Origin of the sequence: Bradyrhizobium valentinum, from assembly GCF_001440405.1 — a bacterium.
GTDB lineage: Bacteria > Pseudomonadota > Alphaproteobacteria > Rhizobiales > Xanthobacteraceae > Bradyrhizobium > Bradyrhizobium valentinum.
In genome coordinates, this window is record NZ_LLXX01000033.1 from 110,035 (window position 1) to 122,536 (window position 12,502).

The window sequence follows — 12,502 nt, forward strand, 5'->3', positions numbered from 1 at the left end:
CCCTGGTGCAAATTTATGCCGCCTCCGACCGCACTGCAGAAATGGCGTGGTCGAAGGCGGATTGCGGCGCGACGCTGGCCGAAGCTAGGCGGCCTTGCGTTGGTTCAGTGCATCGTAAAAGGCCGTTTCGAAACGCATGTATCCGGTGAATGAAGCTACATCGGCAAAGGGCAGGATCTGGGTTGCCCAATAGCCTCCGAAACCATTCTGACGGTCGATCCAGTAGAACAGGTTGGCCAAGCCAGCCCAGCCGAGCGCGCCGGCCGGCCGTCCCGTGGGCGCCTTCTCATCATTGACCATGAAGGTGAACGCCCACGACTTCGACAGGCCCGGAAAGAACTCCGCATCGTTCGAGAGGGATTTGATCACGCCCGGTAAGGCTGTCACCTTCAGATCGCCAAGCTGGTTCTTTTCGGCCGTCTTCACGGTCTCCGGCTTCAGCACCCGGCCATGCGGGCCGGCTCCATCGTTCAGCCACATGCGGATAAAGCGCATGTAGTCGCCGACCGTACTATAGAGGCCGTGTCCTCCCATATGGACCTCGGGATTCGCAGGCAATTCGAAGTCCATCGGGGTGAGCGAGCCGTCGGCGTTACGGGCGTGCACGCCGGCAAGCTTATCCCGCACCGCGTCGTTGATCTCGAAAGTCGTGTTCGTCATGCCAAGCGGCTTGAAGATGCGTTCGGCGAAGACCTCGCCAAGGCGCTTGCCGGTGATACCCTCGACAACCTGTCCGACCCAATCGATGTTTGTTCCGTACTCCCACTTCGATCCGGGATCGAAAAGAAGCGGCGTCATGATTGCGGCTTTCGACGAGGTGATCACGCTTGGCTGTCCGTGCTCGGTCGCCAGGCGCAGATAGCTTTCGTTGAAAAAGTCGTAGCCGAAACCGGCGGTGTGCAACAGCAACATGCGCGTGGTCACATCGCGCTTCGGTGCGCGAAGCCTGGGCTGTCCCTTGGCGTCGAAGCCATCGATAACCTGCAGCTTGCCGATATCAGGAGCGTATTTTTTTGCGGGAGCATCGATGTCGAGCCTGCCTTCCTCGATCAGTTGAAGTGCGGCCGTGCCGGTGATCGCCTTGGTCGTCGAAAAGATGGCGAAGCTGCTTTCGGTCGTCATCGGAGACGGCTGGTCGTTGCGACGCTTGCCGGCAGCTCCCTCGTAGATATTTCCGTTACGGTCTGTCACCATTGCCACCACTCCCGGGACACCCTGGCCCGTCGTGACGGTCTCATTGAGGATGGCGTCGGCCGCTACCTTGAATTCCTTGGACATGTGTTCCTCCGATTTTTCGTGATTATGCGGGATGCAGGGCCGCGTCCACGCAATCGGGTTGCGCGGCCCCGCATGGTGATCACTGCTTGGCGAAGCCTGGGTAGGCCGAAGTGGCGACGTCATCGCACTTCTTGCGATACGTTCCGACGCCGCCGATATAGGAAAGGAGACGGCGAGGCTTGCCATCGACGTTGGAGCCCATGTACCAGGAGTGCGTCTTGGTTACGAGGGTCGTGTTCGCGACCTCATCGTGATGCGCTACCCAGGCATCCTCCGTCTCCTTCGTTGGCTCGATGACGCTCAATTCGTTCTTTCGAAGATGCGCAATGCAATCGCTGATCCACTCGACCTGCTGCTGAAGGCATGTGGTCATGTTGCAGAGCGCCGTCGATGGCGCCAGCGGCGCGCCCGTCGTGAAGAGGTTCGGGTAACCGTGGACCTGAAGCCCCATCGTGGTCCTGATGTCGCGGCTCCATTCGTCCTTGAGCGAGCGGCCGTCGCGGCCACGGATGTCGATGCGGGTCAGCGCCCCCGAGCCGGCGTCGAAGCCGGTTGCGAGGATGATCACATCCAGTTCGTATGCCGTTCCATCGGTGAGCTCGATGCCATGAGGCGTGATCCGCTTGATTGGGTTGTTCCTGACGCTGATCAGCTCGACGTTCGGCTGGTGGTAAGCCTCCAGATAGTTGGTCTCGAGCGGGACGCGATGCGTGCCGAAGCCGTAGTCGGTCGGGATCAGTGTCTCGCACAGCTTGGGATCCTTGAGGCGCGCGCGCATCTTCTTGCGGACGAACTCGGATATCTCCTCGCTGACGTCCTCCTCGAAGAACATCTCCACGAATGAGGCGAGCCACAACCGCAGAGAGCCTTCATCCCAGATCTTCTCAAGAACGGTGTGACGCTGTTCCGGAGTGAGATCCTTCCAATTGCCGTTAGTGAAGTCGTATTCGAAGCCGGTGAACGAGTGGGGAAGGGTTTCGCGGAATTCGTTGAACCGCGCCTTGTAGGCCTCGACCTCCTTCTGTCCATATTTCGGGTTCTTCATCGGGATGATGTATTGCGGCGTGCGCACGAATACCTTCAGGCTGCCGACCTCGCCGGCGATCGTCTGGATCACCTGGATGCCCGTTGCGCCGTTGCCGACGATGCCGACGCGCTTGCCGGTGAGATCGATGTCCCCCTTCGGCCAACGCGCCGTGTGGACCAGGCTCCCCTTGAACGTCTCCTGTCCGGGAAAAACCGATGTCAGCGGCGCCGACAGCATTCCGCAGCAGGTGATCAGGAACTGCGCATCAATCACATCGCCCTTGTCGGTCGTGATCGTCCATCGCTGCGTCGCCTCGTTGAAGACTGCGCTCGTAATCGTCGTGCTGAAGCGGACATCCTTGCGCAGGTCGAGCTTGTCGGCGACGTAATTGAGCCACTTCTCGATCTCCGGCTGGCCGGGGAAGCGCTCGCTCCAGCTCCAGCCTTTGTAGAGCTCTTCAGAGAAGAGATACTGGTAGATGTAGGCTTCGGAATCGAAGCGTGCCCCCGGATAGCGATTCCAGTACCAGGTGCCGCCCACGCCGGTGGCCGTATCGACGGCCTTGACCTTGAGGCCTTGTTCGTTGCGCAGCTTGTAGAGCTGGTAAAGGCCGGCAACTCCTGTGCCGATCACCACCGCGTCCAGGCTTTCGTGCTTTCGTGCGCCGTTGGTCTTGTACTCGCTCATGCGTTCCCTCCCAGTGTCAGAACTTGTTCTCCTCCCGGCCGCAAAGACGCGAGAGTTGAAGGGGGTTACGCAGATTGCGTGCCAGATCAGTTTTCTGGCTTTAAGCGCTTGCAGTGATTGAATTTGTTGATGGTGGGATTCTTGTCGCACCCGTTCGAAATTCGAACTGGACGAGCTTGGCTAGACCGAATTTCGATCAAAGCGCTCTATGCGGGTACTCTCTCGACGTGGTCCCGGATGTCGCTGCGCTCATCCGGGCTTGCTGCATCGGAGGCCGTGGCGAAGCGCGATTGCGGTGACGCCGCGTTAACGCAGACCCAAGCTTTGCAGGAGGGACGGGGTCTGGGCATTTTGCACTGACTGCTCCTGTGCTCGGGCGTCGGGTACGGCCGGGACCTCGACCCGTGCATTTTGCTCTTCCCGGACCCTTGCTCGCTGATTCCGCTGGGTTCGGATCTCTGCTCGCGCATTATGCACGGACCGGGCCCGTCGATGCTTTTTCGTCGGCTGGGCCTGATACGTGGGCTGGGCCTGAGCAGGGGCATCTTGCGCAACCTGCACTGGGGCAGCTTGCGCGGGCTGTACGGGCACGACCTGTGCCCGCGAATCTTCCTTGGCCGCCCAGGCTTCGAATTCCTTCAGCAAGGCTTCGGCTGACGGCTGACCAATCTCGGTTTGCTTCTGATCGGCAGGTTCAGAAGCAACAGCAATTTCGTCGCGTGTCGGCGCGTCGCTTGTCGTCGTTGGCAAATCCTGAGTGTCCGCGATTGATTGAATTGATGACGTCGACGCATCGGTGCCAGGCTGAAGCGCCGGCTTGTCGACCCACGAAGCCGTGATGTCCGCGACGAGCGCGACTGGATTTTCTACCGATAGGATCGCGATACCGACCGCTGCTGTCGCCATTACCCCAAAAATACTCGCTTTGAGGATTCGCAACGAGAGAGCCGCTCTGCCCAAAGCCTTCCCGATATCCGGCTGCACGGTTTCTTCGGCTTGCTCGGTGAGAAAGAGATAACGCTCGTCCGGCGGGAAACCGTCTTTTGTCGCCATTTGGTCGATGCCGCCTCTTATTTGTTCTGCTGTACCAGTACCTCGCCAGCGAGGTCTAAAAGCGACAATCACCGCCACGATTTAGGAGAGATTTTGATTTCACTGGGATTCGGGAACCGAGGAACCGCAGGATCACGCGGGAACCCGGATTGCTTTGAGCGCGAGCGGAAATGGCCGCCACGATAATAGGAGGCGCCCCAAACGGGGGCGGCTTTCGCATCGTTGGACAGTGATACGGGCGGCGCGAACGCCGCGCGGGATCACTACGAATACATCTCGAATTCGACCGCGTGCGGGGTCATCTCGAAGCGACTTCAGTCATCCTGAACTCGATGAAGCTACAGTCAGAATGTTGCCAATGACCCAAACCCGTGTCGCGCGGCAGACATTTCGAACGTTCCCGGAAATTCGTCTCATTGGCAAGTAAGCACGATCCGGAGGGTCGCTCTGGCTGAAGGCACCTCATCCGCGGTAGGATTGTTCGCCGGCGGAGCCCGATCGCTCGCCTGCACATTGTTAGAGGGAGGTAGACATCCAGCGCTAGAGAGGAGGTAGACAATGAAAATCAGTTCGCTTACGGGGATAGCCCTGGTTGCGGCAGTCTCTGCCACATTGGCGCTCGCCGGCACGGCTCATGCCCAGCAGGCTCGAACACTAAAGGTCCAATCGGCAGTGCCGCCGTCGTCCACGGCGCAGGATGCCTTGAAGTTCTTCGCTGACCGGGTGGACAAGTTGACAGCGGGCCAGCTCAAGATCGAGGCGCTGCCGGGCGGCGCGATCGTCCCGCCGTTCGAGATTCTCGACGCAGCGCACAAGAAAGTTATCGATGGCGCCTGGGGCATCTCCTACTGGTGGTTCGGCAAGAACAAGGCTGCGACCCTGTTCGCAAATACGCCTGCCGGTATTGCCGGCATGGATCCTGTCGATTTCATCGGCTGGGTATACGAGGGCGGGGGCCTCGATCTCTGGAACGAATTCTACCAGAAGGAGCTCAAGCTCAACCTGGTCGCGTTTCCCAGCATGCCGCCGAGCCCGCAGGCGCTTGGCTGGTTCAAGCGCCCGATCAAGGACCTCAGCGACTTCAGGGGCATGAAGTGCCGCCAGACGGGTATCGTCGCCGAACTCTATTCCAAGATGGGCATGGCCGTGGTCAACATGCCGGGCGGCGAGATCCTGCCCGCCGCCGAGCGCGGCACGATCGATTGTGCCGAGTGGGTCGGCGGCATCGAGGATCAGCGGCTCGGGCTGCACACCGTGTGGAAGTACCACTATACGCCTGGCATGCACGAAAGCGCGTCGGTGGCCGAGATCGCCTTCAACAAGGACGTTTGGGACAGCCTGCCGGCTCAGAACAAGGAGGCCATCAAGTCGGCCGTTTCGGAGACGTTTCTCCGCTGGTGGGCGAGCTATCAGCGGCAGAACGCGGATGCGATTGCCGAATTCGCGGAGAAGCACGGCGTGAAGCTGCTGACCACGCCGCCCGAGATCAACCAGGCCTTCCTCAAGACCTGGGATGAATTCGCGGCCGCCGAGTCGGCCAAGAACCCCTTCTTCAAGAAGGTCTACGACTCTCAGAAGGCCTATGCCGCCAAAGTGGTGCCGGCCAAGCGCTTCATGTTCCCGCCCTACGCTTTTCAGGCCGACTACTACTGGCCGCCGAAGGAGGGCAAATAGCACCAGGGAGCACCAAACCGAGGGGCGGCGGCAGCGCCGCCCTTCTTGCTACCGCACCATATGCGGCAGCCACAGCGCGATTTGCGGCCACACCAGCAGCAGGATGAGGGCGAAGACCTGGATCACCATGTAGTCGGCCATGCCCTTGTAGATCGTGCCGAGACTCCAATTCGGCACGACGTTGCGCAGATAGTAGGCTGACATGGCGACGGGCGGACTGAGATAAGCGGTCTGCATGTTGACGGCGGTGAGCGCGCCGAACCAGATCAAGAGGTCGAGCTTGCCCAGACCCAGCTGGAGCTTTTCGACCACCGGCAGGGCGATCGGCAAGAACACCAGGATGATCACGGGCCATTCGAATGGCCATCCGAGCACGAAGAAGATCGCCATGATGAGGGCGAGCTTCCACCAGTCGCTTAGCGGAACCGCGAGCAGAAAATTGGTGATCAGATTGGCTGAGCCGAGCTTGGTGAACACGGCGCCGAACACGGTTGAGGCCACTGCCAGGAACAGCACCATGGCGGAGGTCACCATGGTGCCGATGCCTGCGTTCGTGAGCGACTGCACGTTGAGCCGGCGGTACGCCAGCGCCAGGATGGCGGCGCCGAAGGCCCCGCAGGAGGCGGCCTCAGTCGGCGTCGCCAGCCCGCCGACAATGGTGCCAAGCGTAAAGCCGATCAGTGCGCTCAGCGGTGCGATGCCCAGCACGACGGCGCGGAAATAGGCGTTACGGACATAGGCCCACGCCGCCAGCAGCGCTGGCAGCAGCGCAGCAACCGACACGTCGATCCGGCCGATCGTCACCGGGACAGCGGGGGCGCGGGCAACCCCCAGCACCAGGTCGGCCAGCAGATAGACGAGCGCCATGAGGCAGAGCAGCGCCAGGACCAGTACCGGCATTCCCACTTTCTCGGTGGTCATCTCCTTGTAGGCCGCCTCGCGCTCCTCCATCGTCATGGCCGGGCCGAGCTTGGGGTTCAGGAAGCTTCGGGTCAGCGTGTAGGCGATGTAGCAGCCGGCGAGCAGGAAGCCCGGGCCGAACGCCGCCGAGTAGAGCAGGTTGACGGGAACGCCCATGACCGGACCCATAACAACCAGCATGACGCTTGGCGGAACGAGAATTCCGAGCGTGCCGCCGGCAGCGATGGCGCCCGCGGACAGCCGGGGGTCGTAGCCGGTCTTGATCATCATCGGCGCCGCCATGATGCCGAGCACCGTGACTGCCGCGCCGACGATGCCCGTCGCCATGGCGAAGATGGTCGCGGTCAGGATCACCGCCAGATAGAGCGAGCCGCGTACCGGCGCAAGCAGGCTGCGCATGGCGCCGAACAGGCGCTCCATCAGCCCGGCCTGCTCGGTCATATAGCCCATGAAGATGAACAGCGGCACGGCCGGAAAGATCTCATCCTTCATCGTGCCCCAGATCTGCAGGTAGCTCAGATTGAAGGTCTGCTCCCAGCCTAATCCCAGGCCGCCGAAGATGATGGCGAGAAACAGCAGCGTGAAGGAGATCGGGAATCCGATGAAGATGACGGCGACCATGCAGAAGAGCATGATGAGGCCCAGAAGCTCCGAATAGCTCATGTTCAGACCTCGATCTTCTCGTGCCGGGTCAGGAACTGGCCGGTGCGCCACGCCCACAGGCTCTTCATCAGCTCTGAGATGCCCTGCAGGGACAGCATGAAGGCGGTGAGCGGGATAACCCCGCGCAGCGGCCACAATATCGGCGTCCAGGCTCCGGAGCTCGAGCGCTCGTCGATCGAGATCGAGTAAAGGAAGTCATCGATCGAGATGTAGAACAGCACGGCCATCGTCGGCAGGAAGAACAGGATGAATGCGAGGCTGTCGATCATGCCTTTGGTTCGGTCCGAGAATCCTTCCCACAGCATGTCGGTGCGCACGTGAGCGCCCTTGAGAAGCGCCAGCGTTGATCCCAGCATGAAGAGCGCCGCATACGACATCGTCGTCACGTCGAGCGCCCAGACAGTGGGGCTTCCGAGGAAGTAGCGGGCGAAAACCTCGTAAACGTTGGCGAACACCAGGGGAATGATGAGGAGCACGAAGAGGTGGCCGGTCCACTCCGTAAACTTGTCGATGGTGCGGATAACGGCCAAATAGCCCCGGGGTGGCGTCAGCTTTGGCGACGACGAGACACTGGTCATTGCAGTGGCCATCAGCTGACCCTCAGACGCAGCCCGATCGTGGACCCCGTGAAAAACTGGCCGCACCATTCAGTGCGACCGGCAGTCCCGTCGAGCGGTCCAGCGGAATGTTACTTTAGCGGCGATCTCGGCGCCAGCGGCTGGATAGCCGCCGCCCCCACGAGCGCGGACGGCCGTCCAGCCGCCAGACGAGGTGCGAACACCTCGGCGCCCACATCCGTTGGTAGAGGCATGGGTGTGGTCTTCCGGAACGACTCCGCTGAGCTAGGCGGACGCGGTTGGTCGTTGCAGTCACGCCGTTCTCAAAAGAAAGGCGCTCCGTACGGAGCGCCTTTCGCATTTTCGGGCAGTTGTGTCAGCGGGAAATACCGCCGGCACTTGCTGCAAATAGTTCATCTCGTACTCGACCGGGTGCGGGTCATTTCGAAACGCTCGACTTCGGTTATCTTGAGCTCGATGAAGCTGTCGATGAAGTCGTCGAACACGCCGCCGTGCTTGAGGAAGGCGCGGTCCTTGTCGAGATTTTCTACCAGTTCACCAGCGATGATGTCGTCACTGGGGCGCGCGGCGCGCGGGCGCAGCGGCCGCCGGCCGCAGCTCCATTGTGGATACGCCTGCCGCAATATTCACGCCTGTCTGCCCCTGCACGGATAGCGGCTGCATCATCACCGTGCGGTCCGAGCCTCCAACCAGGACGTTGGCACTCGCTCCGGCGCCGACCGTGCCGCCGGCGGTTGCACCCGTATAGGTTCCCGCCAATGCCGCCCGGCGCAGCGTGGTCGGCGCAAAAATCGCCCAGGCCAACTGGCCGCCGGTCGTGGCGCCGATGTCGAGGCCAAGCGTGCTGACGGTGCCCTCATAAGCCTCGCGCCCTCTGCCTCTCGCTGACGCATAGATACAGCTCAGTTGCCGCTGCCCTCCGACAACGAGGCCGACACCGGGCGCTATGTTGCAGGTGAGCGTGCCGACCCTCGTCCGGCCGGTGTCCTGAGCCGTGGCCGGAGCCATGGCGAGCACGAGCGCCAGGGCGGCGCATGTGGTTGCGAGACTATTCAAGGTTGTTGCTTTGTTCATGGGCGTTCCTCCGTCGACGTATTCTGATGGACCCCCTTAACGCCCAGCGACGTTCCGATGTTCCCGTTCCAGGTCTCGTTCGGGCTATAACGGCCTTACAGCGGTAAATCATGGATGTGCTGATCGGCGACGGGCCGTGGAAACATGGTCCATCGATCGCGTGCAGGCCCATATGAGCGGAATTCGCGGCGATATTCGGCCGTATGAGGTACACGAACCAGGCGGCCGAAACGCCTGACTTTCCTTCGCAAAAACAAAAGGCGCCCCGCAAGGAGCGCCTTTCGCATCGTTGGACGGTGATACTGGCGGCGCGAACGCCGCGCGGGATCACTGCGAATAATACATCTCGAACTCGACCGGGTGCGGGGTCATCTCGAAGCGCTCGACTTCGGTCATTTTCAGCTCGATGAAGCTGTCGATGAAGTCGTCGTCGAACACGCCGCCGTTCTTGAGGAAGGCGCGGTCCTTGTCGAGATTTTCCAGCGCCTCGCGCAAGGAGCCGCACACGGTCGGGATCTGCTTCAGCTCTTCCTTCGGCAGATCGTAGAGGTCCTTGTCCATCGCCGGGCCCGGATCGATCTTGTTCTTGATGCCGTCGAGGCCGGCCATCAGCATCGCGGCGAAGCCGAGATAGGGGTTGGCCATGGGATCGGGGAAGCGGACCTCGACGCGCTTGGCCTTCGGGTTTGCCGTGTAGGGAATGCGGCAGGAGGCCGAGCGGTTGCGCGCGGAGTAGGCGAGCAGCACGGGAGCTTCATAACCCGGGACCAGGCGCTTGTAGGAGTTGGTCGACGGGTTGGTGAAGGCGTTGATCGCCTTGGCGTGCTTTATGATGCCGCCAATGTATTGGAGGCAGATCTCCGAGAGGTCGGCGTATTTGTTGCCGGCGAACACCGGCTTGCCGTCCTTCCAGATCGACTGGTGGCAGTGCATGCCCGAGCCGTTATCGCCGTAGACCGGCTTCGGCATGAAGGTGGCAGTCTTGCCGTAGATATGGGCGACTTGATGGATGCAGTATTTGTAGATCTGCATCTGGTCGGCCATCAGCGTCATGGTGTCGAACTTCATGCCGAGCTCGTGCTGGGCGGAAGCGACCTCGTGGTGATGCTTCTCGACCTTGACGCCCATCTTGGCCATCGCGCCGAGCATTTCCGAGCGCATGTCCTGCACCGAGTCCTGCGGCGGGACCGGGAAGTAGCCGGCCTTGGTGCGGATGCGGTGACCGAGATTGCCGCCCTCATACTCGGTGTCCGAATTGATCGGCAGTTCCGAGGAATCGAGCTTGAAGCCGGTGTTGTAGGGGGTGGTCTGGTAGCGCACGTCGTCGAACACGAAGAACTCGGCCTCGGGGCCGAAGAACACGGTGTCGCCGACGCCCGACGATTTCACCATCGCCTCGGCCTTCTTGGCGATGCCACGGGGATCGCGGTTGTAAGGCTCGCCCGTGGTCGGCTCGAGCACGTCGCAGACGATGACCATGGTGGTCTCGGCGAAGAACGGGTCGATCGTCGCGGTCACCGGATCAGGCATCAGGCACATGTCGGATTCATTGATCGCCTTCCAGCCGGCGATCGAGGAGCCGTCGAACATCTGGCCTTCGGCAAAGGTGTCCTCTTCGATCATGCTGACGTCGAAGGTCACGTGCTGCCACTTGCCGCGCGGATCGGTGAAGCGCAGATCGACGTATTTTACGTCGTTGTCCTTGATCGACTTCAGGACGTCTTTAGCGGTCTTCATGAATACCCCTTTTGGCTACGGACGGTTTCCAGAACGCGACATTCGCAGACGATCGAGGCATCGCGAACGAAATCAGGCCGCGGAAGCAGCCCTTTTCTTGTTTTTCAGTCGCAAGTTTTCGGATAGCACCCGGCTCAGATAGCGTCCAGCCCGGATTCTCCGGTTCTGATCCGGATCGCTTCCTCGATATTGGAGACGAAGATCTTGCCGTCGCCGATGCGCCCGGTCTGGGCGGCGCGGCGGATCGCGTCGATCGCCTTCTCGACCAGCTCGTCCGAAATCACGATCTCGATTTTCACCTTGGGCAGGAAATCGACGATGTATTCCGCACCGCGATAGAGTTCGGCGTGTCCCTTCTGCCGGCCGAAGCCCTTGGCCTCGGTGACCGTGATACCCTGAAGCCCGACTTCCTGAAGCGCCTCTTTCACCTCGTCGAGCTTGAATGGCTTGATGATGGCTTCAATCTTCTTCACTGAGCGCCTCCCGGGCATTTCCGAATTCAGAGTGCAGATAGTTTCGATGTCGCGCGAGGCGCCGTCTGGTTTGATCCTTGCTTCCGGCACAGCACCGGAATGCTCATAATTGACGCGAACTGCGACGATCATGAGCCGGTTTTCTAACCGGCTTCCCCAAAAGCAGGGTCTATGCCAAGTTGTTAATGCGCCTGATTTTGGAACGTTATCAGACTTTTAACAGGCTGGTGGAAGAGGTCTGGCCGGAACGTTGCATGATAGCGAAGCTTATAAAATAGGCAAACCGATCAATTCCTATGCAGATGGGGGCTAAGCGAGGCGCGCACACGGCGGAATGTGCCTCTGGAAAAGGCTGACGGATCGAGGATTCGGCATGGAAGTTTTGACCACGACTGAGATGGAGCGTGCCGACCGGTTGACGATCGCCGCCGGCAGACCCGGCTTCGCGTTGATGATGAGCGCGGGCCAGGCGGTGGCCGAAGCCGCGATGGATCTCGTCGAGGAGGGGCCGATCGTGGTGGTCGCCGGCCGCGGCAACAATGGCGGCGACGGCTTTGTGGCAGCGGCCGAACTCGCCGCGCGCGGCCGCGAGGTTTCCGTCATCCTGCTGTGCGAGCGCGACAGCCTGCAGGGCGATGCCGCGCTCGCCGCGCGCGGCTGGAAATTTCCGGTGCTGCCGTTCAACCCGCAGGCGATCGGCAAGCCGGCCCTTATCATCGATGCGCTGTTCGGCGCCGGGCTCAATCGTCCCGTCAAGGGCGATCCGCTCGAGATGATCGAGGCGATCAACGCTAACGGCGCGCCGGTGCTCGCGGTCGACCTGCCGAGCGGGATCAACGGCACATCGGGCGCGGTGATGGGCGCTGCGATCAACGCCGTGGAGACCATGACCTTCTTCCGCCGCAAGCCGGCGCATCTGTTGATGCCGGGGCGCAAGCATTGCGGCCGCGTCCGCGTTGCCGATATCGGCATCGATCCGGGGGTGCTCGAGGAGATCCGGCCGCAGACATCAGAGAACGTCCCGCAAAGCTGGCAAAAATCCTTCCCCGTTCCCGAGATCGACGCCCACAAATATGCCCGCGGCCACGCGGTCGTGCTGTCGGGGGAACTGGCGTCGACCGGCGCCGCGCGTCTTGCGGCGCGTGGAGCATTGCGGGCAGGGGCCGGGCTGGTCACGGTGGCCTCGCCGCGCGACGCGCTCGCGGTCAACGCCGCGGCGCTGACGGCAGTGATGGTGCGCGCCGTCGATACCGTGGTCGAGTTCGCCGAGTTGGTCGGCGACAGGCGGCTCAATTCGATCGTGATCGGGCCGGGCGCCGGCATCAATGAACGCACGC

The 12,502-nt window shown here is 61.4% G+C and carries 10 protein-coding genes and 1 pseudogene; 2 read left to right on the plus strand and 9 right to left on the minus strand.

What is annotated here, in order from left to right; translation table 11 throughout:
• Window positions 1–84 precede the first annotated feature (84 nt).
• From acmB to CP49_RS06375, 3 genes are all read right to left on the minus strand, one after another.
• Window positions 85–1,278: a methyl acetate hydrolase AcmB gene (acmB, locus tag CP49_RS06365; RefSeq protein WP_057849444.1), complete on the minus strand. Its 1,194-nt coding sequence runs from the start codon at window positions 1,276–1,278 to the stop codon at window positions 85–87.
• 79 nt (window positions 1,279–1,357) lie between these two features.
• Window positions 1,358–2,992 (minus strand): flavin-containing monooxygenase, encoded by a 1,635-nt coding sequence (locus CP49_RS06370; protein WP_057849445.1) that lies wholly within the window; start codon window positions 2,990–2,992, stop codon window positions 1,358–1,360.
• Between the two features lie 306 nt (window positions 2,993–3,298).
• Window positions 3,299–4,045, minus strand: a complete 747-nt coding sequence (locus tag CP49_RS06375; RefSeq protein WP_057849446.1) for a hypothetical protein — start codon at window positions 4,043–4,045, stop codon at window positions 3,299–3,301.
• 558 nt (window positions 4,046–4,603) lie between these two features.
• Here CP49_RS06375 and CP49_RS06380 point away from each other — a divergent pair.
• A complete protein-coding gene (locus tag CP49_RS06380; protein ID WP_082645883.1) occupies window positions 4,604–5,719 on the plus strand; it encodes a TRAP transporter substrate-binding protein in 1,116 nt (371 codons plus the stop codon).
• Between the two features lie 48 nt (window positions 5,720–5,767).
• On the opposite strand, the gene CP49_RS06385 is transcribed toward CP49_RS06380, so the two are convergent.
• The 6 genes and pseudogenes from CP49_RS06385 to CP49_RS06410 all read right to left on the minus strand — a co-directional run bounded on the left by CP49_RS06385 (window position 5,768) and on the right by CP49_RS06410 (window position 11,165).
• On the minus strand, window positions 5,768–7,303 hold the full coding sequence (locus tag CP49_RS06385) for a TRAP transporter large permease (RefSeq protein WP_057849448.1): 1,536 nt from the start codon (window positions 7,301–7,303) through the stop codon (window positions 5,768–5,770).
• A 2-nt stretch (window positions 7,304–7,305) separates the two neighbouring features.
• On the minus strand, window positions 7,306–7,893 hold the full coding sequence (locus CP49_RS06390; protein WP_057849449.1) for a TRAP transporter small permease subunit: 588 nt from the start codon (window positions 7,891–7,893) through the stop codon (window positions 7,306–7,308).
• A gap of 375 nt (window positions 7,894–8,268) precedes the next feature.
• Window positions 8,269–8,417 (minus strand): annotated as a pseudogene (gene glnA, locus CP49_RS46970) (glutamine synthetase); the annotation flags it as partial.
• Between the two features lie 16 nt (window positions 8,418–8,433).
• Window positions 8,434–8,955 (minus strand): DUF992 domain-containing protein, encoded by a 522-nt coding sequence (locus tag CP49_RS06400; RefSeq protein WP_057849451.1) that lies wholly within the window; start codon window positions 8,953–8,955, stop codon window positions 8,434–8,436.
• Between the two features lie 327 nt (window positions 8,956–9,282).
• Window positions 9,283–10,692, minus strand: a complete 1,410-nt coding sequence (gene glnA / locus CP49_RS06405) for a type I glutamate--ammonia ligase (protein ID WP_057849452.1) — start codon at window positions 10,690–10,692, stop codon at window positions 9,283–9,285.
• 134 nt (window positions 10,693–10,826) lie between these two features.
• Window positions 10,827–11,165 carry a P-II family nitrogen regulator gene (locus CP49_RS06410; protein WP_027537227.1) on the minus strand — a complete coding sequence of 113 codons (339 nt, stop codon included), beginning with the start codon at window positions 11,163–11,165 and terminating at the stop codon, window positions 10,827–10,829.
• 373 nt (window positions 11,166–11,538) lie between these two features.
• On the opposite strand from CP49_RS06410, the gene CP49_RS06415 reads away from it, so the two are divergent.
• Window positions 11,539–12,502 (plus strand): NAD(P)H-hydrate epimerase (locus tag CP49_RS06415; protein WP_063791636.1); only part of this gene is annotated, 964 nt, incomplete at its 3' end.